The organism is Streptomyces sp. NPDC001231 (genome assembly GCF_042896885.1).
Lineage (GTDB): Bacteria > Actinomycetota > Actinomycetes > Streptomycetales > Streptomycetaceae > Streptomyces.
In genome coordinates this window covers 125,390-150,093 of the sequence record NZ_JBIAXS010000013.1, presented here as the reverse complement: position 1 = coordinate 150,093, position 24,704 = coordinate 125,390, and the positions used below count along the sequence as shown (strand labels likewise).

18 protein-coding genes and 2 pseudogenes are annotated in these 24,704 nt (G+C 70.9%); 8 read left to right on the top strand and 12 right to left on the bottom strand.

Going from position 1 to position 24,704, the window contains the following annotated elements; translation table 11 throughout:
• Positions 1 to 53 precede the first annotated feature (53 nt).
• Entirely contained in the window at positions 54 to 1,181 is a 1,128-nt protein-coding gene (locus tag ACFY3J_RS18040) for a cellulose binding domain-containing protein (RefSeq protein ID WP_384176929.1), read from the top strand.
• A 38-nt stretch (positions 1,182 to 1,219) separates the two neighbouring features.
• Complete coding sequence (locus ACFY3J_RS18035; RefSeq protein WP_384176931.1) at positions 1,220 to 2,341, top strand: lytic polysaccharide monooxygenase; 1,122 nt, start codon at positions 1,220 to 1,222, stop codon at positions 2,339 to 2,341.
• 52 nt (positions 2,342 to 2,393) lie between these two features.
• Here ACFY3J_RS18035 and ACFY3J_RS18030 read toward each other — a convergent pair whose 3' ends face one another.
• Genes ACFY3J_RS18030 through ACFY3J_RS18020 form a run of 3 tightly spaced genes read right to left on the bottom strand, consistent with a single transcriptional unit; the run spans position 2,394 to position 4,056 of the window.
• Positions 2,394 to 3,182, bottom strand: coding sequence for an isocitrate lyase/phosphoenolpyruvate mutase family protein (locus tag ACFY3J_RS18030; protein WP_384176933.1), 789 nt, complete (start codon positions 3,180 to 3,182; stop codon positions 2,394 to 2,396).
• Positions 3,179 to 3,637 carry a hypothetical protein gene (locus ACFY3J_RS18025; RefSeq protein WP_384176935.1) on the bottom strand — a complete coding sequence of 153 codons (459 nt, stop codon included), beginning with the start codon at positions 3,635 to 3,637 and terminating at the stop codon, positions 3,179 to 3,181. The genes ACFY3J_RS18030 and ACFY3J_RS18025 overlap by 4 nt, the downstream gene beginning before the upstream one ends.
• 50 nt (positions 3,638 to 3,687) lie before the next feature.
• Complete coding sequence (locus tag ACFY3J_RS18020; RefSeq protein WP_384176937.1) at positions 3,688 to 4,056, bottom strand: VOC family protein; 369 nt, start codon at positions 4,054 to 4,056, stop codon at positions 3,688 to 3,690.
• A 72-nt stretch (positions 4,057 to 4,128) separates the two neighbouring features.
• Between ACFY3J_RS18020 and mmuM the strand changes: the two genes are divergently transcribed.
• Positions 4,129 to 5,067 (top strand): homocysteine S-methyltransferase, encoded by a 939-nt coding sequence (mmuM, locus tag ACFY3J_RS18015; RefSeq protein WP_384176939.1) that lies wholly within the window; start codon positions 4,129 to 4,131, stop codon positions 5,065 to 5,067.
• Between the two features lie 651 nt (positions 5,068 to 5,718).
• Positions 5,719 to 6,450, top strand: coding sequence for a hypothetical protein (locus ACFY3J_RS18010; RefSeq protein ID WP_390841231.1), 732 nt, complete (start codon positions 5,719 to 5,721; stop codon positions 6,448 to 6,450).
• Between the two features lie 237 nt (positions 6,451 to 6,687).
• On the opposite strand, the gene ACFY3J_RS18005 is transcribed toward ACFY3J_RS18010, so the two are convergent.
• The 4 genes from ACFY3J_RS18005 to ACFY3J_RS17990 form a co-directional block, all read right to left on the bottom strand.
• On the bottom strand, positions 6,688 to 8,250 hold the full coding sequence (locus ACFY3J_RS18005; protein WP_390841230.1) for a carboxylesterase/lipase family protein: 1,563 nt from the start codon (positions 8,248 to 8,250) through the stop codon (positions 6,688 to 6,690).
• Positions 8,251 to 8,379: 129 nt separating this feature from the next.
• Complete coding sequence (locus tag ACFY3J_RS18000) at positions 8,380 to 8,595, bottom strand: PLD nuclease N-terminal domain-containing protein (protein WP_384176946.1); 216 nt, start codon at positions 8,593 to 8,595, stop codon at positions 8,380 to 8,382.
• 129 nt (positions 8,596 to 8,724) lie between these two features.
• On the bottom strand, positions 8,725 to 9,378 hold the full coding sequence (locus ACFY3J_RS17995; RefSeq protein ID WP_390841229.1) for a ThuA domain-containing protein: 654 nt from the start codon (positions 9,376 to 9,378) through the stop codon (positions 8,725 to 8,727).
• Between the two features lie 81 nt (positions 9,379 to 9,459).
• Positions 9,460 to 10,629 (bottom strand): YihY/virulence factor BrkB family protein, encoded by a 1,170-nt coding sequence (locus tag ACFY3J_RS17990; protein WP_390841228.1) that lies wholly within the window; start codon positions 10,627 to 10,629, stop codon positions 9,460 to 9,462.
• Positions 10,630 to 10,774: 145 nt separating this feature from the next.
• On the opposite strand from ACFY3J_RS17990, the gene ACFY3J_RS17985 reads away from it, so the two are divergent.
• The 3 genes and pseudogenes from ACFY3J_RS17985 to ACFY3J_RS17975 all read left to right on the top strand — a co-directional run bounded on the left by ACFY3J_RS17985 (position 10,775) and on the right by ACFY3J_RS17975 (position 14,784).
• Complete coding sequence (locus tag ACFY3J_RS17985) at positions 10,775 to 12,409, top strand: acyl-CoA dehydrogenase family protein (RefSeq protein ID WP_390841227.1); 1,635 nt, start codon at positions 10,775 to 10,777, stop codon at positions 12,407 to 12,409.
• A 212-nt stretch (positions 12,410 to 12,621) separates the two neighbouring features.
• A pseudogene (locus ACFY3J_RS17980) lies at positions 12,622 to 13,133 on the top strand (transcriptional regulator); the annotation flags it as partial.
• 313 nt (positions 13,134 to 13,446) lie between these two features.
• Entirely contained in the window at positions 13,447 to 14,784 is a 1,338-nt protein-coding gene (locus tag ACFY3J_RS17975) for a hypothetical protein (protein ID WP_384176956.1), read from the top strand.
• A gap of 61 nt (positions 14,785 to 14,845) precedes the next feature.
• On the opposite strand, the pseudogene ACFY3J_RS17970 reads toward ACFY3J_RS17975, so the two are convergent.
• The 5 genes and pseudogenes from ACFY3J_RS17970 to ACFY3J_RS17950 all read right to left on the bottom strand — a co-directional run.
• Positions 14,846 to 15,001, bottom strand: a pseudogene (locus ACFY3J_RS17970) (IS5/IS1182 family transposase); the annotation flags it as partial.
• A 70-nt stretch (positions 15,002 to 15,071) separates the two neighbouring features.
• A complete protein-coding gene (locus tag ACFY3J_RS17965; protein ID WP_390841226.1) occupies positions 15,072 to 16,070 on the bottom strand; it encodes a helix-turn-helix domain-containing protein in 999 nt (332 codons plus the stop codon).
• A gap of 320 nt (positions 16,071 to 16,390) precedes the next feature.
• On the bottom strand, positions 16,391 to 17,026 hold the full coding sequence (locus ACFY3J_RS17960; RefSeq protein WP_384176960.1) for a hypothetical protein: 636 nt from the start codon (positions 17,024 to 17,026) through the stop codon (positions 16,391 to 16,393).
• On the bottom strand, positions 17,026 to 20,700 hold the full coding sequence (locus ACFY3J_RS17955; protein WP_390841225.1) for a S8 family serine peptidase: 3,675 nt from the start codon (positions 20,698 to 20,700) through the stop codon (positions 17,026 to 17,028). The genes ACFY3J_RS17960 and ACFY3J_RS17955 overlap by 1 nt, the downstream gene beginning before the upstream one ends.
• Positions 20,701 to 21,196: 496 nt before the next feature.
• A complete protein-coding gene (locus ACFY3J_RS17950; protein WP_390841224.1) occupies positions 21,197 to 23,023 on the bottom strand; it encodes a S8 family serine peptidase in 1,827 nt (608 codons plus the stop codon).
• Between the two features lie 873 nt (positions 23,024 to 23,896).
• On the opposite strand from ACFY3J_RS17950, the gene ACFY3J_RS17945 reads away from it, so the two are divergent.
• The gene (locus ACFY3J_RS17945) at positions 23,897 to 24,469 is read left to right on the top strand and encodes a GNAT family N-acetyltransferase (protein WP_384176968.1); all 573 of its coding nucleotides are present in this window, start codon (positions 23,897 to 23,899) and stop codon (positions 24,467 to 24,469) included.
• Positions 24,470 to 24,704 lie beyond the last annotated feature (235 nt).

The window sequence follows — 24,704 nt, the reverse complement described above, 5'->3', positions numbered from 1 at the left end:
CGCAAGCGGGAGCACTCCGCCCTCCGACCTCGCCCCCCTCGAAGAGGCCCCCCATGCGACCGTTGCCCCACCGGCTCGACACCGCGCGCGGCCTGCTGTGCGCGGTGCTCGCGACCGTCGCCCTGATCGCCACCGCTCTGGCGACCGCACCGGCGGCGCGCGCCGACACACAGATCTGCGACGCCTTCGGAACGACCACGATCCAGGGCCGCTACGTCGTCCAGAACAACCGCTGGGGCTCCGACGCCGCCCAGTGCATCACCGTCACGGACTCCGGCTTCCGGATCAACCGGGCCGACGGCTCGGCGGCCACCAACGGCGCTCCGAAGTCGTACCCGTCCGTCTACAACGGCTGCCACTACACCAACTGCTCGCCGGGCACGGCGCTCCCGGCCCGGCTGGACACCATCTCCAGCGCGCCCACCAGCATCTCGTACAGCTATGTCAGCGACGCGGTCTACGACGCCGCCTACGACATCTGGCTGGACCCGACGGCCCGCAAGGACGGCGTGAACCGGACCGAGATCATGGTCTGGTTCAACAAGGTCGGGCCGATCCAGCCGGTGGGTTCGCAGACCGGCACGGCCACGGTCGCCGGCCGGTCCTGGCAGGTGTGGTCCGGCAGCAACGGCTCCAACAACGTGCTGTCCTTCGTCGCCCCCTCGGCGATCACCAGCTGGAACTTCGACGTGATGGACTTCGTCCAGCAGGCGGTCACCCGCCAACTGGCCCAGAGCAACTGGTACCTGACGAGCGTGCAGGCGGGCTTCGAGCCCTGGCAGAACGGCACCGGGCTCGCCGTGACGTCGTTCTCGTCGGAGATCCGCACGGGTGGCAACGGGGGCGGCAACCCCGGTGGTCAGGCCGCCTGCTCGGTGACGTACGCCACGAACGTCTGGCAGGGCGGGTTCACCGCCGACGTCACCGTCCGCAACACCGGTTCGGCGGCGGTGGACGGCTGGCAGCTCGGCTTCACCCTGCCCTCCGGGCAGCGCGTCACCAGCGCCTGGAACGCCACGGTGAACCCGTCCTCGGGTGCCGTCACCGCGACCGCTCTGTCGCACAACACGCGGATAGCGCCGGGCGGCAGCCAGACCTTCGGCTTCCAGGGCACCTACAGCGGCACGTTCGCCGCGCCGAGCGCCTTCACCCTCAACGGCACTGGCTGCACCACCGCCTGAGACGCACCACCACCCCCACAAGGAAGGAAGGACCGAACGTGGCTCGACGCAGCAGACTCTTATCGGTGGCGGCGGCCTTCGCCACCCTCCTCGCGGCACTGGGCCTGACCCTTCTCGGTCAGGGCCGCGCCGAGGCGCACGGCGTGGCGATGATGCCCGGTTCGCGCACCTATCTGTGTTACGTGGACGCCCGCACGGCGACCGGCAGTCTCGACCCGACGAACCCCGCGTGCCGGGACGCCCTGAACAAGAGCGGCGCCACGCCCCTGTACAACTGGTTCGCGGTACTCGACTCCAACGCCGCCGGCCGGAACCAGGGTTACGTGCCGGACGGCACCCTGTGCAGCGCGGGCGACCGCTCGCCGTACGCCTTCTCCGCCTACAACGCCGCCCGCGCCGACTGGCCCAGGACCCATCTGACCTCCGGGTCCACGATGGAGCTCCAGTACAGCAACTGGGCCGCCCACCCGGGTGACTTCCGCGTCTACCTGACCAAGCCCTCCTGGTCGCCCACGTCCCAGCTGCGCTGGGCCGACCTGGACCTGATCCAGACCGTCAGCAACCCGCCTCAGGTGGGGTCGCCGGGCACCGACGGCGGCCACTACTACTGGAACCTCCCGCTGCCCTCCGGCCGTTCGGGCAACGCGCTGCTCTTCATCCAGTGGGTGCGCTCCGACAGCCAGGAGAACTTCTTCTCCTGCTCGGACATCGCCTTCGACGGCGGCCACGGCGAGGTGACGGGCATCCGGAACTCCGGCTCGCCCACCCCGACCCCGACCCCGACCCCGACGCCGACGCCCACTCCGACCCCGACTCCCACCCCAACCCCGACGGCCTCCGGTCCGCAGACCGGCTCCTGCATGGCCGTGTACAACGTGGAGAACTCCTGGAGCGGCGGCTTCCAGGGTTCCGTGGAAGTGATGAACCACGGCACGGCACCACTGAACGGCTGGACGGTGACGTGGAAGCCCGGCACCGGAACCAAGATCAATAGCGCCTGGAACGGCAACCTGACCACAGCCGGAGACGGCACGATCACGGTCAAGAACGCCGACTACAACCGGACCGTACCCCCTGACGGAAGTGTCTTCTTCGGATTCACCGCCACGTCCACGGGCAACAACTTCCCGGTCGGTTCGATCAGCTGCACCGCGAGCTGACACCCACACCGTCCCTCACCCGGGCGCGCCGGCATCCCGCCGGCGCGCCCTCTCATGTGCGCCGGGGAACTCCGCTCGCGGTTCCCTCCTGGGCGCTGAGCGCCTGCACCTCCGCGTACGAGGGAGCGGCGCCCCGTGGAGTGCGCCCGTCCGCGACGGCGGTCATCGCCTCCACGGCGGCGCCCAGCGCCACCCGGTACAGCAGGGAGCCGAGGCTGATCCGGCGTACGCCGAGGTCGGCGAGGTGGGGGACGGTGGGGCCGGCCGGGGAGTAGAGGATGTTGAGGGGTGCGTCGAGGTGCCCCACGAGGGCGGCGATCGCCTCGGGTTCGGTCAGCCCGGGGACGAACACCCCGTCGGCGCCCGCCTGTTGGTAGAGGTCGAGCCGGCGCAGTGTCCGTGTGACGTCTCCGTCGCTCAGCCAGTACGTGTCCGTGCGCGCGTTGACGAACAGGCCGGGGGCTGCGGACTTCACCGCGGTGATCTTCGCGGCGTGCCGGTCGGGCGGCCCGAGCCCGTCCTCCAGATTGATGCCGCGGGCCCCCGCTTCCCACAGCCGCCGGGCGAACTCGGCCACCTCGTCCGGGTCTTCGCTGAACCCGCCCTCAGCGTCGACGGAGAGCAGGAAGGGCTGCGAGCCGAGGAGGAGGGCGAGGCGGAGGGTGAGTTCGCGGGTCGCGGCGGCACCGTCGGGCAGTCCGGCGGAGGCGGCGACGCCGAGGCTGGTGGTGCCGATGGCCGGGAATCCGCGGGCGGCGAGCAACAGGGCAGAGGCCCGGTCCCAGGCGTTCGGCAGCAGCAGCGGCTCGTCGGCCCGATGGAGGTCGGCGAAGGCGGTCATGACAGGTCTCCGACGGCGTCCGCGTAGTACGCGGATCCGGCGAGGTGGCAGGCGAGTTCGCGAAAGCTCCAGCCCTCGCCCGGCGAGTGGTCGAGCTGCTCGTCGGTGAGCGCGTCCAGGCGGTTGGCCCAGATCCGGGCCAGTCGGGTCAGACGGCTGCGCGTCTCGTCGAGATCCTCGGGGGTGAAGGGGGCGCGGTCGGACTCGGTCGTGATCACGGAGGCGTGCCAGCGGTCGGGCCGGGGCTCTTCTCCGGCCAGCCGCGCCTCCATTTCGGCCAAGTGGTCGATCATGTGGTCGGCGACGCGGCGGATCGCCTTGTGCGGGGTGTACACACGGCCGTCGACGCGGGCGGGCGTGCCGTCCCAGGCGGTCCAGGTGGCGGCCAGTTCGAGTACGTGGTCGACCATGGAGGTGACGGCTGCGGCGGGTGTCTCGTAGACGGTCTCGCTCATGCGGCCCACGCTAGGGGCCGGTTGTTTCGGTACCGGCCGAACCGTTCCGCTCAGCCCGCCCTCTCCCCCGCGCCGCGCTCCACGCAGAACTCGTTCCCCTCCGGGTCGGCGAGCACCGCCCAGCCCGTGCCGTCCGGATTGCGACGGTCGGCGACCAGCGTCGCGCCGAGGTCCAGCAGCCGCTCCACCTCCTCGTCGCGGGTGCGGTCCTGCGGCTGGAGGTCCAGGTGTACGCGGTTCTTGACCGTCTTGGCGTCCGGCACCGTGACGAAGAGCAGGCCGGCGCCCTCGATCAGGGCCTCGTCGTCACCCGGCTCGTCGTCCTCGTGCACCGGCAGGTCCAGGACCTTGGACCAGAAGGTGCCCAGGGCGTGGGCGTCGGCGCAGTCGATCGTGACATGACGTATGGCGGAGGTCATACGGGGATGATGCCAGGGCGTCCGGGGCCGTGCAGGGGAATTCTGCGGGGCCCGATCGGTTAGCGTCGTGCCATGGACAGCGTCATCCCCAGCGCCACCTCCCCCGCCCTCGCCGACGCGCTCGACGGCGGGACGGTCGTACTCGACGGCGGCATGTCCAACCAGCTGGAGTCGGCCGGGTACGACCTGAGTGACGAGCTGTGGTCGGCGCGACTGCTGGCCGAGCGGCCGGAGGCGGTCACTCAGGCGCACCTGGCGTACTTCGAGGCGGGGGCGAGCGTGGCGATCACCGCGAGCTACCAGGCCACCTTCGAGGGGTTCGCGCGGCGGGGGATCGGACGGGAACGGGCCGCCGGACTCATGCGGCTGAGCGTGGAGTCGGCGCGGGAGGCGGCGCGGCGGGCGCGCGCGCTCGGGGTGGTACGGCCGTTGTGGGTGGCCGCGTCGGCGGGGCCGTACGGGGCGATGCTCGCCGACGGCTCCGAGTACCGGGGCCGGTACGGGCTCACCGTCGACGAGCTGGAGCGTTTCCACCGGCCCCGCCTGGAGGTGCTGGCCGCCGCCCGACCCGACGTGCTGGCGCTGGAGACGGTGCCCGACACGGAGGAGGCGCGGGCGCTGCTGCGGGCGGTGCGCGGGCTGGGGGTGCCGGCCTGGCTCTCGTACACCGTCGCCGGTGACCGCACGCGCGCCGGGCAGCCGCTGGAGGAGGCGTTCGCCCTGGCCGCCGACGCGGACGAGGTGATCGCGGTCGGCGTGAACTGCTGCGCGCCCGGCGACGCGGCGGCCGCGGCGCGCACGGCCGCCCGGGTCACCGGCAAACCGGTCGTGGTCTACCCCAACAGCGGCGAGTCCTGGGACGCCGAGTCCCGTTCCTGGACCGGCCGCTCCACCTTCACCCCGGCCCAGGTGGACCGCTGGCGCGCCGCCGGCGCTCGCCTGATCGGCGGCTGCTGCCGAGTGGGCCCGGAGGCGGTCGCGGAGATCGCCCGCGCGCTGTCGCCCCGGTAGCGGCCCACACGGCACCCTCACGGGACCGGCGGCCACCAGCCGACGCGCACCACACCGCCGCCCCTCCCGACGGCCGACCGGACGGCGGCCCCTGCCGGACCGTAGCGGGGCGATCTTGATTCCGGTTCGATGACGTGCTCGTTTTGCCTGGGCAGTGGGCTCTGCGTTCCTCGGCATGCCTGTTGAGTGCCTGTCTGCTGAACAAGAGAGCCCAAGGCCTTGGTGTCCAGACGGAAGAACTGTTCCAACTCGCCGGACGACGGTTCCGTGGCGAACCGCCCGTAGTGGGGCCGCCTTCGCCGGACAGCCACCGTTCACATGGCCTCCTTGGAACCTACGTCAGACCACATGTCAAGCAGCGACTCGCCGACACTTTCCGGCATCCCGCCGCCACGGCGGGTGAGCACACGTCAGAAGATCACCCGCAAGGGCTAATTACCATTCAATCTCCAAAATTCAGGGCATTTTTGACGGTCACTCAGCTCTTCTTCAGGGCGGCGCAAAGGACCTCCATATACCCGATCGGCCCCACAAAGCCGGTAATCACGATTTGCTCGACATGACAGCAATAGGGGGTGTTAGTACGTTCAATCACGCACCGGCTGCCACAGCGGGTGTTCCTCTCTCCGTCTCAGAAGGAGAACAAACGACATGATCATGAACCGTTCCCATGCGATCGCCACGGCCATCGCGGCCGCCGCGGCACTGACCGCGACCGGCATCACCTACGCCACCGCCGCCCCCGAGTCGGCCCCGGCCGTCGTCAAGCAGGCCCCCGCTCCCGCCTACGCCCCGATGGGCGGCGAGGGCGGACAGGGCAAGGGCAACGAGGGCGGCGGCCGCGGCGGCGAGGGTGGCGAGCGCGGTGAGGGTGGCGAGCGCGGCGAGCACGGCAAGCGCCGCCACCACGAGATCGGCAGAATCTTCATCAACGAGCGGTCGTTCGCCGCCGTGCCCGACGGCTGCATCACCGTGGTCAGCGGTCTGGGCTCCAAGAGCTTCAACATCCGCAACGACAGCAAGAGGACCGTCGAGTTCTTCCGCGGCGTCACCTGCGACAACGGCGCCCCCATCGCCACCGTCGGCCCCCGCAGCGAGGCCAACAACGTCCGCCCGGGCAAGATCAAGGACGAGGACGAGGACGAGAGGGGCGAGCACGAGAAGGGCGAGCACGAGAAGGGCGAGCACGAGAAGGGCGAGCACGAGAAGGGCGAGCACGAGAAGGGCGAGCACGAGAAGGGCGAGCACCACAAGAAGCACCACGAGGAGATGGAGGACGGAGTAAAGGTCAAGAACGGAGTCGTCGGCAGCTTCCGCGTCATCAAGCGCCACCACGGCGGGAAGGGCGAGGGCGGCGAATTCGGCGGATTCGACGAAGACTGAACCCAGCAACCGCGTGATGCGCTTGCTGGAGAACCCGGCCCGCCGTAATCGGGCCGACGCCCTCCAGCCAGGCGCACAACACAGAATCCCGGCCCGCCGCAATCGGGCCGGGATTCTCGTCTGGACCCCGGCCCGAGGACAACGGAGTTCGCCCGGTTGCTGTCGGCGCCCCGGCCGGTCGTCGCGGGCCCCACCCGGTTCCGGCGGCCGTGGCTCCCTCTCCCCGGCGAAGGAACGTCAGCGGCCTCCCACGCCCCCCGGGCGGCGCAGGCGTCGTACCACCGCGCGGAGTTCCGTGGCGCGGGCCCGGGTGCCGTCGAGGGTGGGCGGCGGCTCGGGGGCGGCCGTCCAGAGGGCGAGTTCGGCGTCGCGTGGGCCGTGGACGGTGTGGGGCGGGCCGTCGCCGAAGACGTGTACCGGGTGGGTGGCGTCCCAGGGCTGCCAGCCGGGGTCGCCGTCGGTGGCGAAGCGGACCCAGGCCGCGTGCATGGCCTCGGCCAGCTCCTGCGGGGCGCCCTCCCCGGCCAGCCTGCGGGAGTCCGAGATGCCGCCGGTGTCGAAGACGAAGCCGAGTTCCAGGGCGTGGCAGGCGCCGAGGTCCGGCAGCAGCGAGGGCCAGGCGAACTCGTAGACGTACGACGAGCCCGGACGCGCGTCGGCCAGGCGGTGCAGCGGGCGGCGCAGCAGGTGGTCGGTGACCAGTTGCCCGACGATCTCGGCGGTGCCGGCCCCGGGGCGCAGCGCCCGGTAGCCGCGGACCACCTCGTGCCCGCAGTGGCAGCGGGCCATGGCGGCGGCCAGCGCGACGGCACCGAGCCGGTCGACGCGCTCCAGCAGCCCGCCCGGGACCAGCCACAGCCGGTACTCGTCGCGGGTCCAGCCCATGAGGAGGTCCGCTCCCCGCGCCGCGTCGCCCTCCACCAGGGCCTGGAGCGGGTCGCGCGGAACGAGGTCGCCGTCGACGACGATGCCGAAGGCGGGCCCGCCGAGGACCGGGCCGCCGAGCCGGCCGACCTCGGCCTGGGTGCGCAGCAGCAGGTCCCGGTCGACGGCGGCGAACGCCTCCGCGGTGGCGGGCACCTTCAGCCGGGCCGCCATGCGCCGCACCATCCGCCGTACGTTGCCGCGGTCGGCGGCCTCCGGCGGCCCGCTCTGGAGGACCGCGCGCCGGAACAGGCCCTGGGCCTGCGGGGCGGCGACGAGGGCGCCGATGCTGATGGCTCCGGCCGACTGGCCGCACAGGGTGATCCGGTCCGGGTCGCCGCCGAAGGCCCCGATCGCCTCGTGGACCCAGCGCAGGGCGGCGAGCTGGTCGCGCAGGCCGGGGTTGGCGGGGGCGTCCGGGAAGAGTCCGTAGCCCTCCACGCCGAGCCGGTAGTTCACGGACACCAGGACGACGCCGTCGCGGGCGAAGGCACGCCCGTCGTAGACGGGCACGGCGGAGGAGCCGCGGGTGAGCGCGCCGCCGTGCAGCCAGACCATGACGGGGAGCCGGGCTGCCGGGTCCGGATCGGGTGTCCACACATTGAGGTTGAGGCAGTCGTCGCCGGGGACGACCGGGTCGGACAGGTACCGGGCGAAGGCCTCGGAGTACGGAGGCTTCGGCGCGGTCGGGCCGAAGAGGGCGGCGTCGCGCACACCGTCCCAGGGCTCGGGCGGCACCGGCGGCCGGAACCGCCGGGGGCCGAAGGGGGGTGCGGCGTACGGGACGCCGCGGAACACGGCCACTCCGCGCTCATGTCTGCCTCGCACCGCCCCGTAGGGGGTGGTGACCACGGGGTTCGATCTGTCGGACGTCATGCGCCCACCAGCCCTTCGCCGCGTCTCGCACCGGTATCACCGAAGCGCACGGCCGTCTCCCGGTATTCCGGGCGCGCGGGGTGCCGGCACCGCCGTACGGCGGAAGTCCGGTGGAGGTCCGGTGGACCACTACCGGTTCTCGCTGCGGCCGAACCTGAGGTAGGCGACCAGCCCGATCACGTTGCCGAAGGCGCAGACGGCCAGCCACGCCAGGGGCGAGAGCTGCCTGGTGTCGGGGTGCCGCGAGATGTCGATCATGCAGTAGACGGCGGGGAGCAGCGCCACCAGCGGCACGAGCGCGATCCACGGGGTGGGGGACGACGCGGGGAAGGAGTCGGCGAGCACAGGAGGTCTCCTTCTCGAAGAGCGGGGGGCGGACGCGGTGGTCACGGGCGGGATACCGGATCGATACCAGTAATGATCGCCCCCGGCAATGGGAACAGCGGCGGCGGCCGCCGAGCCCGCGACCGCACCTCACCCGGCCGCTGACCCCGCCGCCCACTCGATCCCGCCGCGCAGATGGGCCCGGAAGTCCGGGTCCGCGTAGGCCTCGGAGGCATGGCCGAGCGCCGTGTAGAAGACGCGGCCCCGGCCCTGTTCGCGGCACCACACCAGGGGGTGGTCGGTGCCCATGCCCCCGCCGCGGTAGGACGACTCGTCGGCGCGCGCCAGGACCCGTACGGCGCCGCGCGGGTTGGTGCGGAAGTCGTACCACTCGTCGGTGAAGGCCCACTCGGCGGGCAGGTGCCGGGTGGCCGGATGGTCGCGGTCCTCGACCAGGACCCGGCCCGGCTGGTAATTCGGGTGCCGGGCGAACCGGGCGCCGAGCAGTTCGCCGTAGTACGGCCAGTCGTACTCCGTACAGGCCGCCGCGTGCACGCCGACGAACCCGCCGCCCCGCTCGACGTACGCGGCGAGGCGCTCCCGGCCGGCCGGGGTGAGCACCTCGCCGCTGGTGGAGAGGAAGACGACGGCGGCGTACCGCTCCAGGGGCCGGGCGAGGGCCTCGGGGTCCTCGGTGTGCACGACCTCGAAGCCGTCGAGGGCGCGCAGCGCGGCGACGGCGTCCGGGATGGAGTCGTGGCGGTAGTCGGCGGTACGGGTGTGGACGAGGAGTCGGCGGTCCATGGCGGACGACCCTACGCCGCCGCCGGGCCCCGACGGGAGGTCGAGGGAGGCCCCGGGCGGCGCGGCGGCCCGTCGGGCCGGTCACCCTTTCGACGAGCCGTTCTGGTCGTCCTTGTGCGGGCTCCGCGTGTGCGTGGTCTTCACATGGGCCCGCAGCCGTGCCGTCACGTCCTCCGGGGGCAGGAAGCGCGACCACCGCTCGGGGAACTCCGCGGGCATGTCGGGGTCCTCCGGGTCGTCGGGCTCGTTCTCGCGGGTCGCGGCGGCGCGGGCGACGTACTCGGCGATCTGCGCCTCGCGCACCCGCTCGTTGGCGGCGCGCGCCAGGGCCGTGGCGGCGGCCGGCCAGACCCGGTCGATGGCGGCGTTGACCGCCGCCCCGACGAGCACGGCGAACGCGGACACACCGATCCACAGCAGCACGGCGACCGGCGCGGCGAGTGAGCCGTAGATGGTCGGGCCCTCCACGGTGCTGGTGAGGTAGATGCGCAGCAGGAAGCTGCACACCACCCACATGGCCAGGGCGACGAGGGCGCCGGGCACGTCCTCGATCCACGCGGAACGCACCGGCACGGACACGTGGTACAGCGTGGTCAGGAACACGACGGACAGCACGATCACGACCGGCCAGTACAGGATCTGGACGAGCGTCGTCGACCACGGCACGATCCGCACCACCGCGTCCGGGCCGGCCACCATCAGCGGCAGCGCGATGGAGCCGATCAGCAGGGCCACGATGAACAGACCGAAGGCCAGCAGCCGGGTCTTGACGATGCCGCGCACGCCGTCGAGGCCGTACATGACGGTGATGGTTTCGATGAAGACGTTCACCGCGCGCGAGCCCGACCACAGGGCGAACACGAAGCCGATGGAGATCACGTCGGGCCGGCCGCCCTTCATGACGTCCCGCAGGATCGGCTGGGTGATCTCCTTGACCCCCTGGTCGGACAGGACCGTGCGGGAGGCGTCCAGGATGTTGCGCTCCAGGCTGGCGATGGTGTGCGCGCCGGTCCAGGTGTCGACGTAGAAGAGCAGTCCGATCAGGCTCAGCAGCAGCGGCGGCACGGACAGCAGGGAGAAGAACGCCGCCTCGGCCGCCAGCCCCAGGATCCGGTACTCCATGCACGAGTTGACGGTGTCCTTCAGCAGCAGCCAGGCGGTCCTGCGTTTGGATACGTTCCGGTAGAGGGCTCGTGCCCGGTGGAGGCGGCCGGAGGGCCTTTCGGGGGTTTCGCTGGCTGACTGCTGCACGAGCCAAAGGTATCTCCGTCGGCCCCGCTCCCCCGCACCCGCCGGGGGGCGGCCTTCAGGCAGGACATCTGGCGGGGGTCCGGCGGGCCCGCTGCGGGGCGGCCGTGTGATGCCCGGTGCCGTACCGCGGGGTAGGTTCCGTCGTATGGCACCCAGCACGCACACCGTGACCAACCAGCCGCCGCCGCTGGTCGGATACGACGTCTTCGCCGCCGATCAGGCCCTGGCCGAGGCGGTCGGACGGCACGTGGAGGCGGGGCTGCTCGACGAGGCGCGCGCGGAGCTGACGACGCTCGGGCGGGCCGCCGGCTCGGCCCAGGTGCAGGAATGGGGAGCGCAGGCCAACGAGAACCCGCCGAGGCTGCGCACCCACGACCGCTACGGCCACCGCGTCGACGAGGTCGAGTTCCACCCGGCCTGGCACCGGCTCCTCGGCAAGGGCGTCTCGGCCGGGCTGACCGCGGCCTGGGACCGTCCGGCCGGGCATGTGCGGCGGGCGGCCGCCTTCCTGGTGTGGACGCAGGTCGAGGCCGGCACCTGCTGCCCGCTGTCGATGACCCACGCGGCCGTGCCCGCGCTGCGCACCGACCCGGAGCTGTCCGCCGAGTGGGAGCCGCGGCTGACGTCCGTGGTCTACGAGCGCGAACTGCGGCCCGCGCATCTGAAGGCCGGGGCGCTGTTCGGGATGGGGATGACCGAGAAGCAGGGCGGCAGCGACGTACGGGCGGGCACCACCGCGGCCAGGCCGCTCGCCGAGGACGGCGCCTACGAGCTGACCGGGCACAAGTGGTTCTGCTCGGCGCCGATGTCGGACGGGTTCCTCGTGCTGGCGCAGGCTCCGGGAGGGCTGACCTGTTTCCTGGTGCCGCGGGTGCTGGCGGACGGCACGCGCAACGTGTTCCTGATCCAGCGGCTCAAGGACAAGCTGGGCAACCGGTCGAACGCCTCCGCCGAGGTCGAGTTCGACGGGACCTGGGCGCGCCGGGTGGGCGAGGAGGGGCGCGGGGTGCGCACCATCATCGAGATGGTCGCGGCGACCCGGCTGGACTGCGTGCTCGGGTCGGCGGGGCTGATGCGGCAGGCGGTGGCGCAGGCGGTGCACCACTGCGGGCACCGCGAGGCGTTCGGCGGCAAGCTCGTCGACAAGCCGCTGATGCGCAACGTGCTGGCCGACCTCGCGCTGGAGTCGGAGGCGGCGACGACACTCGCGCTGCGCCTGGCAGCCGCCTACGACGACGGGGGCGAGCAGGAGCGGGCGCTGCTGCGGATCGCGGTGCCGGCCGCCAAGTACTGGGTCACCAAGCGGTGCGCGCCGCTGGCGGTGGAGGCCTCCGAGTGCCTGGGCGGCAACGGGTACGTGGAGGAGTCCGGGATGCCCCGCCTGGTGCGCGAGTCGCCGCTCAACTCGATCTGGGAGGGCGCCGGGAACGTACAGGCGCTGGACGTGCTGCGGGCGCTGACGCGGGAGCCGCAGGCGCTCGACGCCTATCTGCGGGAGGTGGGCCTGGCGCGCGGCGCCGACCACCGTCTCGACGCGGCGATCAAGCAGCTGCTCACCGAACTCGCCGAGCTGGAGGGCGCCGAGGCCCGGGCCCGGCGGCTGACCGAACGGCTGGCGCTGGTGCTCCAGGGGGCGCTGCTGGTGCGGTACGCGCCGCCGGACGTCGCCGACGCGTTCTGCGCCTCGCGGCTGGGCGGCGAGTGGGGCGCCGCCTTCGGGGCGCTGCCGCACACCCTGAACCTGGCGGCGGTGGTGGAACGGGCGCGCCCCGCGCACTGACGCGGGGGTGGTGCTGCGCCGACACGGCACCACCCCCGCACTTCAGGCCCGTTCCAGGCCGTATAGGCCGCACACGGCAGCGTTGGACAAGTTTCAATGAACTCAAGCCTGTTTCACCAGGGTCGCAAGGGGTTGCAACTTGCGCGTCCGCGTGAGCGGACCGCGCGCTTCCGGCACGGCCGGGCAGCACGGTGCACGGGGCGGCCGGGAGGGGCGCGACCGTGTACGACGCAGGGCCGGGGCGCCCCGGGGATGCCGGTTGCCCGGACCCCAGCGGACCGCTGGAGACCGTGCATCCGGCCACGCCGCCTTGGGTCGGCTCGGTGGCGAAACTGGCCGAGGCGACGCCGTGGGAGCCGCAGCCGGCCTCGCTGGAGCGGCTGCGGGCGGTCGCGGCGCCGGTGCTGCCGGCCCGGCTGGACGGCCGGGCGGTGGTGGTGGACGCGGACGCCTGGCCGGCGGCGGTGAGCGGAATGCCGTACACGGCGCGGATCCCGCTGCCCAAGTCCCGCTCGGCGGGCCCCGTGTGGCTGCCCGCGGTCGGCCTGTGCTCTCTGGAGCCGCCGGCGGACGACTGTTGACACGGGCCCGTGAGGGACCGGCCCCGCACGACGGCGCCCGGATCGTGCTGGACCCGGCCCGGCCGCGCCGCTGGTCGGTGACCGTCCTGGGCGGCGGGGGCTCCTGGACCCACGAACTGAGCCCGCGCCACACCGAATTGCTCTGCTCCCGGACGCCCCGGACGACCTCCCCCCACTCGGCGGCACCGGCGGTACGAGGGGAGCGTGTCATCACGGTGCCGTGAGTGGCGCGGGTGGGTGACCCCGGTGGCCCCAGTAGGTCAAGGGTTCGGCCCCGGGGTGGCATCTTCCGCATAATTGCAGGGTCTTCGACCTGTCGCGGGCCCGACTGCCGTAGCATCGCCCCAGGGTCGCCCCAGCCGCTACTCGGTCAACGCTCGGACCTCCCGAAGCAGTTGGCCCGTGTGCGCGGAACAGGCGTCCCGGAGGCGGACCGAGCCCTGAAAAGGGGGCTGTATGAAGCAGCGCGGCAGACACCGCAGGCGCAGACGGGGCAGGGCGCTGCGCGCGGTCCTGGCCGGGGCCGGCCTCGCGCTGACCGCTGCCGCCACCATGATCAGCACCTCGCAGGCCACGGTCGCCGACGACCCCGGGGCCCTGAAGCCGCTCACCTCGTCCGCCGAGCTCGACCGGCTGCGGCTGACCGAGCAGCCGGTGCCGCAGAGGTCCCTCGACCGGCTCGCCGCGGCGATGGGCCGGCCGGTCGGTGTCGGCACGGTGCTCAGCGGCGCCGACCGCTCGCTGCGCGACGCGGACGAGTGCAGCGACCACGAGAAGAAGGCGCTGCCCGTCGAGCCGGCGGCCACGCGCGCGTACTGCTGGGACCCCGCGGATTCCGCCACCCGCCGGTGGCGGCCGGAGTCGGTGACCACCTCCGGGGACGCCGAGGACAGCGGCCGGTGGGGCGCCCACCGGGTGATCCTCTCCGGCTGGACGCACGACACCGACGACGGGCGCGGACTGGCCCGGGTGGCCTTCGTCAACGCCGACGACCCCGGCCACCTCACCTACACCTGGGCGCTGCTCGCCGTCCCGGTCGACGGCGGACGCGACTTCCGCGGGCTCGTCTCGCGCGTGTCGGGGATGGTCTGGTACCGGGACAAACTGCTGGTCACCACCTCCGGCGGCGAGCGCGACGCGCTGTACGTCTACGACCTGCGCCGCATCCACCGCGCCACGGTCGACGGCCGAGAGGTGGGCCGGGTGCCGGGCGGCTGGTCGGCGCACGGCTACCGGTGGGTGCTGCCCGCCGTCGCCTCCTACCGCCCGGCCGACGGCAACTGCGTCCGGGCGGCCGGCGCGGACGTGTCCGCGCTGCCCTGCCCGGACGGCCTCTCCCTGGACCGCAGCTCCGCGCCGGCCAGCCTGGTCGCGAGTCAGGCCGCGCCCACGGACGGCGGCCGCCACACGCGCCTGTGGCGCTACTCCTTCAGCCGGGACCCCCTCCGCTCCGGCCTGCTGGCCACCGACTCCGGCGGCACGGTGGCCTCGGACGAGGCCTACGGGACGAAGGCGGAGGACGTCCGGGGCGTCCTGTCCCACCGTCCGGGCCCGTCCGCGACGCCGGACTGGTACCTGGGCCGCCCCGCGGACGAGGGCACCCACGGCACTCTGTGGCGGCAGGACGAGCGCGGTGCGAAGGCCGCCGAGTGCGGCTCCGAGGACACCCACCGCTGCTGGGGCGACGGCACCGGCTCCCTGTCCTACTGGCAGGAGACCGGCGACGTCTGGTCCCTGTCGGGCCGGATGCTGTTCGCGCTGCCGCTGTCCTCGGTCGAACGGGAGCTGCGCTAGCTGAAGCGTGTTGCAGAAGGACGTGAACAGGCTGCCTGAGCTGGGCTGTTGGCGTGTCTGGTCATGCGGTGAGGGCGAGGTTGTGCATGCGGGCGACGGCCTGGACGGCGTGGTGGAGGCCGTCGCCGTGTTGCCTGCAGTCGCGGGGGATCTCGTAGTTCTTCATCCGGCCGATCACGTGCTCGACACGGACGCGGACCTTTCGGTGGGCGACGTTGTCAAGGGCGAAAAGGGGCCGCGTCTGCACGGCCCTGCTCGTCTCCGCCCCAGGGAACCTGCCTGGGGCCTCACCCGGGTCCCCGGCCGGTTTGCTCGGTTTCGAGCCAGCCCAGGCGTGCCGCATGGAAGCCCAACTGCATGCGATTGCGCACTTTCACGGTGTCCATCAAGTGCCGCAGCCGGCGCTGCACCGTCCGCAGGGAGGTGCGCAGTTGGGTGGCGATCGCCTGGTCGGTGAGGCCGGTCAGTGACAGGCTGAGGATCTGCGCGTCCAGATCATCGATGGCGGGCGGGTTCTGCAAGGCACCCGCGGAGGTGACGAACTGCGTCGCTCTCTCCCATTCGGACTCGAACAGTGCTATCAGCGCGTCGAGCAGGCTGCTCTCGTGCACGAGCAGGGCTCCCGCCTTCGCGGCACTGGCCGAACCGAGGAGTGGAACAATCGCCAACTCGCGGTCCACGATGAAGAGTTTCAGTGGCAGAGTGCCGGTGACCCGGACTTCCTCTCCTGCGGCCCGCGCCTGGGCGATCTCGTCGAACGACGGGGTTCCCCCGTCGAGCATCGCGCGTTCGAGCAGCACGCGATAACGGACGCCGCGCTCGATGACCGCGCCGTCGGTCATGTTGCCGGGCGAAAAGAACGGCGCCTTGACGAAGTTCATGATCTCTTTCCGTGCGCCGAGTTGTATGTGGCCGACGCGTTCGCGGATGGCCTCGGCTCCGTGGATCACGTCGACGACCTCCGCGACGCCGCGCCCGAGGGTGGCCGCGCGGTAGATTTCGTCGAGGGAGTCGACCTCGAGTTCCGCCAGATTGAGTTCGTTCTGTCGCTGGACCAGGAGCGCCCGAAGCACCGCCGCCGGTGGGGATGCGACGAACCGAGTGGTGTCGCCGACGCTGCGCGCGGCGAGCCCCTGGCCTTCGAGCCTGCCGAGGATGCGCACCACCAGGAGGGGGTTGCCGCCGACGAGTTCGGCGAGTTCGGCGGGAGTGGCGGAGGCTACCGAGACCAGGGTGCGGTAGGTGTCTGCCTCTTCGGGGGTGAGTCCCAGCACGTCTGACAGCATGATGCTCCTGCGCTTGTCTTTCGGTACTTCGGTCGGGCGTTTGTGTCATGGAAGGAGGCCGCCGCCCTCGATGTGTCACCCAGGGCGAGGCCACCGGAATGTGGATCGGGGCATGCCGCAATCCGGTGCAAGTGGCACCGGCCCAACGGCCTGACCAAGCGGTGTGTGCGGATCAGTTACTCGCAGTCGGCCTGCGATCGTCGACCCTGTCCGCGTTCGGCGAGGGCTTCGCCGAAAACGCGAGAGAAGGCCGGGGCGAAACTCATGTCACGCCCCGGCCGTGATCCCTCAGGGTCGGTTCACCGTTTCAGCGGTTCACCTCAGCGCAGCCGGTACGCCTTGGGAATGGTCTGCTTGACGGTGTTGCCCGCACTGTCGGTCGCGGTGATCCGCAGTGCGACTCCTCCGGGAGCCTCGTCACGCTTCGGGTGCTTGATTTGCGCGGTGAAGGTGTTCTTCCCGTCGGCCTTGGTGCTCACCGGCTTCCAGGTCTTGCCGCCGTCGAAGCTGGCCTCCGCCCGCAACTCGGTCACGGTCGGCGGCGTGCTGAGCCGATCCTGGTAGTAGCCGGTGACGGTGATGGGATGGACCCCGCCGGCCTTGGCGGTGTTGTCCAGGTCCAGGCCCAGGTCGTAGCGCAGGAAGATGAGCGGCTCCGGACGGCACGGACCGGTTTCCTTGAGAATGACGTCGGCGATGCACGGCTGTGACGTCGGCGTGTCGGGCTTGGTCGCCCGGTCGGACGTGTACTCCCACGCGGTCTTGACCCCGTTGGTCTCCGCCTGGAACGTGTAGCGGGCGGATTCCGCAGGCAGGTCGTACGAGATGACGTCGGCCTTGCAGCCCACCAGCGCGAGCATCGCCACGGCTGCCGACGCCGCCAGGTTCACCTTCCGGCGCCACCTCGATGGCTCGGCCGCGTTCATCGGAGCAGTCTCCTTTCTCATTTCGGTCATCACCGCCCGCTCCTCGACATCAGGTCCGACGCGTTGCCGGGCTCGCCGAGCTGGAAGACGAACTCGGCCGGGTTGAGCTTTTGCTGGAGTTCGTGGCCGGCGTCGTCGAAGAGGCCTACCTTGCAGGCGGGGGGCTCACAGGCCTGGATCCCGTAGATCAAATTGGCGATACCCGTGTCGTTGAGCATGCCCATCATGGCCTGGCGACCGCCACCGCTGCCGGTCTGGTACAGGGTGGGCCAGAAGCGGTCGCCCTCCCGGCAGCCGGCGCACGGCAGGCCGGTGTCGGCGGTGAAGCCCGACTTGGTGCGGACCTGGGGCGCCGCGCCGGGAAGCGACGGACCCGCGTTCCAGGCGATCGTGTTCTTCTTGCCGAGCGCCAGGTCCTGAGTTTCGACCGGGCCCGACGGACTTGCCACGGACGGCGCGAGATAGTCCCTGACGGACATCTCGAAGCGGTCGATCGCGTCGTCGTTCCGCGGCCCGACCAACGTGGTGAACTGCCGCTGACTGTCCGGCTTGGGCAGCATGCTTTCCTCTGTCACCGGGCCGGACTCCGTCATCCGGTTCCAGCTGAAGTGGGGAATCGCGCCGGGCTGGTCGGCGTGGAAGCGGTGATCGACGCGGTCGAGATCCCGGGACTGGACCTGGTACGGCAGGTTGCCGGGAATCCGACCGGGGGAGTCGAAGGCCAGAGCGTAGGCCTTGGACACTTCGCGGTTCCCGCCGAGTTCGATCTGAACGCCGGACTTCGCTCCGCCCTCGATCCGCTGGATCAGCGTGGCGGCCTGGGCCGGGGGTACGGTCACGATCGGCAGCGCTGCGTACGGGTCGACCGGCGGGCAGCTGTCGGGACCGTCGCACTTGTACTGCCGGAACGACTCGTACTTCAGCAGGGCGACCCGGTCGGTTTCGCCGGTCACCAGCACTCCGACCGCGCCCGCGGCGGCAGCCGCCGTCACTCGCGTGCGCAGTGCGGTGAAGTCGCAGGTCTTCCCGCAGATGTCGGTCGGCTTCAGCAGCACCAGCGCACCCTTGGCATCGACCTTGGCGAGTTCCTCGGCCGAGCCGGTGCCCGCGTAGACGACGGGCTTCTTCCCGTTGGCGGGCAGTCGGGGAATCGTCGACCGCACGAGGGTGGTCACGGGCTTCCCGTCCTTCGTCCACCGCTGGTTTCCGCCGTTGATGGTGGTGTCCGGTGTCGCGTAGCGGGCGTCCAGGCCGAAGGAGTCGCCGTTCCCCGTGACCTTCATCGTCACTGACGGCGGTACCAGGACATGCCGGCTGAAGAAGTCGAGCGTGCCGAGGCTGACCTCACCGACGGTCGGTAGTGCCCACCAGCCCGGCTCACCGGGACCGTATTCGGCGGCCAACGACGCCGTGATCCCCCAGTCTCCGTCCACGGAGGTCCGCTGGGTCTTGAAGAGTGCCGTGTATGTCTCGGTCGGCTCCGGGGTGTTCACACTGATGGGCTTGACCTTCCGAAGGTCCAGCTCCACCGTGGTCGCCCCGGTGACCTCCACCTCCGGCACCATCGGTGCGGCCATCTGCAGCTCGCCGGCCGCGTCCCGCCACGTCACCCCGAGGGCCGCCGTGACAGTGCCGCTGAAAACCCGTGCCTTGATCGTCTCGCCGCCCGGTACCGTCAGCGGCTTTTCGTACAGGTTCAGCTCGTCCTCGTCGACCGGGACGATCAGCGCGCTGCCGTACGAGACATCGGTGGCGCCGGACGGAGGAATGATCTTGATGTTCAGGTCGTGGCGGATCGGCTCCACATAGGTCGAGATCCGCGTTGATCCGAGCACTGCCCCCGCGCTGTCCTTGGCGGTCAGGACGCCGGTGTATGCGCCGTACTGCCCGGAACTGTCCACCGCCCTGCCGTCCATGGTCGCCGTCACATCGGCCGAGCCCTTGGCGGGCACCGTGACCTGGTCGGCGCTGAGGGTGAAGAGCCCCTCCGGTGCGGGCTTGCCCGCCTGGGAAGCCGAGGCGGAGAGCGTAAGAGTGATCGGCTCGTCGGTCCAGTTGCTGTAGGTGACCTTCCTGGACACCGGCGAGTGCGGGTATTCGGCTCGGCCGAAGTTCAGGTTTCCGTCGGGGGTGATCTTCGGATCGACCGCGCGGGCCACGTCCACCCGGCCGGCGCCCTGCGCGAACAGGTCGTGCCCGAGGTCCTTGGAGGTCGCCATCAGCAGCGACTTGATCTGCCGCCCGGTGAAGTCCGGGTGCTGCTGGGCGATGATCGCCGCGGCACCGGCCATATGGGGCGTGGCCATGGAGGTGCCGTTGGCGGACGTGTAGTAATCGTCCACGGGCTTGCCCATCGCGGTGCCCTTGGCCCGGGCCGCGACGATGGCGACGCCCGGCGCCGAGATGTCCGGCTTGACCGCGCCGTCCCCGACGCGGGGTCCGCGGCTGGAGAAGGAGGCCATCTTGTCGCTCTTGTCCACGGCCGCGACGGTCAGCGCCTCGTCGGCGGCACCTGGCGACCCGACCGTCTCGGAGCCCGGGCCGGCGTTGCCCGCGGCGATGACGAACAGGGTGCCGTAGATGCGGCTGAGCGTGTTGACCGTTGTGCTCAGCAGGTCCTTTCCGTCGGAGGGCGCGCCGCCGAGGCTCATGTTCACCACGTCGGCACCGGACTTGGCGGCCCATTCCATGCCGGCGATGACCGCGGAGCCGGCGCACGAGCCGTCCGAACCGCAGACTCTGCCGATGGAGAGCTTCGCACCGGGCGCCACACCGCGGCGCAGCCCGTCGGAGGCCTTGCCGGTACCGGCGATCGTGGACGCCACATGGGTACCGTGTCCGTGTTCGTCCACCGCACCCTTCGGGCTGTTGGTGAAGTCAACCGCCTCGGTGATCCGGCCGGCGAGATCGGGGTGGGTGGCATCGATGCCACTGTCCAGCACCGTGACCTTCACGTTCGAACCGTCGTAGCCGCGTTCCCAGGCGGCGGGCGCGCCGATCTGCGGTACGGACTGGTCGAGCTCCAGCTTCGTCAGCTCGTCCAGCCACACCTTCCCCACCCCGGCCAGCGGGCCGGAGGCCCGGGAGGCCGCGGCGGACTTGCCGGTGGTCTTCTCCCGCACCTCTCGCCACCACTGGCCGTTGTCCTTGATGGTCATCGAGCGGGCGTTGATGCTCGGCAGGACGGTCTTGGCGGTCGTACCGGCGGCGGTCGCCGCTGTCCGGGCACTGGCCTTCCCGGTGTACGTGGCAATCACCGGGACCTCACCGGTCCTGCCCTCGGCCGCCCAGTCGGCCAGCTTGGCGAGGTTGAAGAGTTCCCAGTCCAGCAGGTCGGCACCGAGCAGCGACAACGCGTCTTCCGGTACGACGTAGACCTGGTCGTTCCTGGTGACGGTGTGAAAGAGAACCGACTCGTTCCCGGGCCGCGTCGCGGGCTCGATCTCACGGACGACCGGCTTCCGGTCCTCGGTGATGCCGATCTGCACCTTGTCGCCGGTCACCAGCGTCAGGGACAGGTTCGCCCGATTTCCGGCGGCAGCCTGGAGAAGGCTGTCGTGGACCGACGCGGGCAGGTTGCGGGCAGTAAGGGAAGACGGAGCCGGAGTTGGGTTGGAGGCATTCGCCGCGGTGCTCGACATGACCGTCCCGAGGACGGTGATGCCAGCGGCCGCGGCGGCCAGCCGTCGCCCGAAACGCCTCATCGCAAGGCCTCCCGAGATGCCGTTCTTTCGGGTTGGCCGTGAAAATGGCGCGGGGGATGCATGAGCGTCTCCTACTCATCATGAGGAAGAAGTTCTTGCTGCATTCGGCAGATACTTTCGGGCTCTTCACGGACCGAGGCAACCGATGGGCAGTGGCGGATTTCTTCCATGTCGGAAACCCGTCACGACATTCGGCCGGAAGACCGGCGGAGGAACGCCAAAGTGCTCGTGGGGAGGGGAAACTGCCGGCGCCGCGTTCGGGAATGCGGAGCTATGCCGATGGTGCGGTGTATCAGGCGGGCCGGTGCGGACGTCAGAACTCTCGGATATGTCCGGTCTTTTCGAGGATGCTCTCGATTTCGGCAACACGGAGGAACGGCAAGGTATTCGATTGCCGGTGCAACGGGGTGTGCCCCTGACACAAGGGCGTTCCTTGTGCCAGGGGTGCGGTCGGGAAAGGGCTGCCGTGAGGGTCAGCGAATGGCGTAGGCCTTGATCAGTTGACGGTGAGGTCGACGGTGGGCACGTCCTTCGTGGCGCCGACGGTGGTACGGATCGCGGTGCCGTCGGGCGCGGTGGCGGTGATGATGCCGGTGTAGTCGCCCACGGCGCCGAGCTCGGGGTGGCAGGTCACCGTCACGCTGGCGGTGGAGTTCGCCGGGACCGTCACGCTGTTGGCGCCGAGCGTGAACATGCCGTCCGGCGGGGGTGCCGTCTCTCCGAGGCTGAACAGGCCGAGCGACAGCGTGGTGTCCGCCGCGGAGGTGTTGACGTAGTTGATCGTCTTGGTGAGCGGCGCGCTCTCGGCCGACTTCTTGCCCATGCTGATGACGGCGGGGCTGGAGTACGTCGTGGCGTCGATCGCCTCGGGCACGTCGACGCGGCCGTTACCGCCCTGGTAGGCGTTGTACGAGCCCTGCTTGGTGGTGCTGACCAGCACCTGCTTGGGCCGGTCGGCGGACCAGTCGGGGTGGCGCTGGACGAGGGTCGCCGCTGCGCCGGACACGTGCGGGGTGGCCATCGAGGTGCCGTTGGCCGAGGTGTAGTTGGTGTCGACCGGGGTGCCCATCGTGGTGCCGGCGGCGCGCGCGGCGACGATGTCCACGCCCGGTGCGGTGATCTCCGGCTTGACCGCGAAGGTTTCCTTGACCGGGCCGCGGCTGGAGAAGTTCGCGAGCTGGTCCTGCTTGCTCACCGCGCCGACGGTCAGTGCGTCCTGGGCGGCACCCGGCGAGCCCCCGGTCCCCTTGCCCGGGCCCGTGTAGCCGGCCGCGATGACAAACAGCGGCCCGGAGGACTCGGTGAGCTGGTTGGCGGCCTGGCTGATCGGGTCGGTGCCATCACTGCCGGCCGCCGAGCCCAGGCTCATGCCGATGACGTCCGCGCCCTGGGCCTCCGCCCACTCCATGCCGGCGATGACCATCGACTCGGATCCCGAACCGGCCGTGTTGAGGACCTTGCCGATGTACAGGTCGGCGCCCGGCGCCACACCCTTGAGCCTGCCGCCCGACGCGGCACCCGAGCCGGCGATGGTCGAGGCGACATGCGTGCCGTGGCCGTGGTGGTCGACCGCGTCGGAGTCGTCGCTGAAGTTCGGCGTCTTCTTCACCTGCCCCGCCACATCGGGGTGGTTGGGGTCGATTCCGGTGTCGAGGATGGCCACCTTGGTGCCGGCGCCGTCGTAGCCGGCCGCCCACGCGTCCGGGGCGCCGATCTGCGGCACACTCTGGTCCAGAGTGACGTGCACCGGCTTGTCGAGCCAGAGCTTCTTGATGCCGCCGGCGAGCTTCGGTGCCTTCGTCGCGGCGGTGCTGTCGTCGTCGACCGCCTCCCAGAAGGTCGACGCCTTCTTCCTGGCGGCGTGCAGCGCCACCGCGTTGGCGCTGGGCGGCTCATCCTTCTTCACCGAGCCGGCCGGCGCGGCCTGGTCGAGCGCCGTGCCGGCTTTGCCCGGCGCGCCTGCGTAGGTCGCGATCAGGGGTACGGCGGGGCGGTGTGCGTCGTCGTAGCCGTACTCGACGAGCTTGGTGACGTTGAACAGCTCACGGTCGAGCTCGTTCGCGGCGAGGTAGGGCTGTGCCTTGTCCGGGATGACGTAGACCTCGTCGCCCACCTTCATGGACGTGAACGCCGCCGGGGTGCCGTCGGCTGCGGGCTCCACCGTCGCAGCCTGGAAGCCATTGGCGTGACGCTCCAGCGTCACCACCTCGCCGGTGACGAGGGTGAGCTTGTGTGTGGCGACAACGGGGCTGTTCTGCTGCGGCTGGGCTGCCGGCGTCTCGGCGGCGGTGGCGGCGGGGAGGGTGACGAGCGTGCCGGCCACACAGGCTGCGATGAGAATCCCCAGGGCGGTCCACACTGGACGGTATGTCAGCCAGCAGGGTGTTGAGGTAGTCGGGCGGTCCGGGTGTCCGATCGGCCCACCCGGTCGTGACAGCCTCATCAAGGTGATGACCTTCTCTGAGAGGGAACAAGGCGCGCGCAACCACGCAGCCGCGCGGATTCGGCGCCGCGTCGGATGACTGCGTCGTACGTGGTGGGCGGTCGTGCCAGCCCTCCTGAGATGCCCTTCATTTCGGGTTCGCCGTGAAAACGGCGCGGGGGATGCATGAACGTCTCCTGCTCATCATGAGGAAGAAGTTCTTGCTGCATTCGGCAGATACTTTCGGGCTCTTCACGGACCGAGGCAACCGATGGACAGTGGCGGATTTCTTCCATGCCGCAAACCCGCCACGACATTCGACCGGGAGACCGACGAAGGAACGCCCAAGCGCTAGCGGGAAGGGAAAACTGCCGGCGCCGCGGTCGGCAATGTGGAGCTGCGCCGATGATGCGGTGCATCAAGCGGGCCAGTATGGACGCCAGAACTCTCGGACATGTCCGGCCTTTTCGAGGTTGCTGCCGATTTCGATCTTGACGGTGGTGGTTGTGCTGCTCTTTCATGTGTGAGCGGCGAGCAGCACCAGGTCGGCGGACCGCGCACCGTGTTGATGCAGCGGGTGTGCGCTGCCGGTATGTCAGGCACGGGGACCTCGATGTGCTGTGGGATCCGGAAAATCGGGTCGGCCGGACGCGTCGGGCGGGTCCGCGGGATTCGCCGGACGCCCGGCCGGCCACGGCCTTCGGGCGAACGGACCGAGTGAGACCACACACTCCCGATCGACAGAGGCCGGGCGCGGATGATTCCCTGACCGGCATGACGAGCATCGCCGTGACCACCTGGTCCCTGGAGCAGACCTCCCCGACCGACCTCCTGCCGGCCGCCGTGCCCGAGGGGGACGTACGGGTCGTACGGTCCGAGGTTCCCTCCCCCGAGTTCAGCCGGTTCCTCTACGCCTCGGTCGGCGGCGACATCCGCTGGACGGACCGGCTGGGCTGGACGTACGCGCGGTGGCGGGAGTACCTGGAGCGTCCGGGTGTCGAGACATGGGTGGCGTACGACCGCGGCACTCCGGCGGGTTACGTCGAACTGGAGGCGCAGGACGAGGGCGTCGTGGAGATCGTCTACTTCGGTTTGATCGAGGCCTTCCGCGGCCGGCGGATCGGCGGCCACCTGCTGTCCTGCGGCACCGCCCGCGCCTGGGACCTGGCCGACCGCTGGCCCGGACGGACGCCGACGAAGCGGGTGTGGCTGCACACGTGCAGCAAGGACGGCGAGTTCGCGATGGACAACTACCAGCGCCGGGGCTTCAAGCTCTTCGACACCAAGGTCGAGGAGGAGGCGGAGGTGGCCACTCCGGGCCCCTGGCCGGGGGCGTACCCGGCCTGACCTGCGGGTGCGCGCACGATCGCGGCCGACGCGCCGAACGACACCCCTGTCCTGAATCCCGGGACAGGGGTGTCCGCATGCCGGACGAAGCTGGACGCTGTCCAGATCGCCGTGCCAGGCTTTCCACCATGTCTGGAACTGGAGTCGCCCTGGTGAGCCGACGGCACGTCGACCACGGCCGCATGTCCAGCGCCATCTGTCCGGCGAGCTGACCTCACCCGCTGTGGCCTGACGG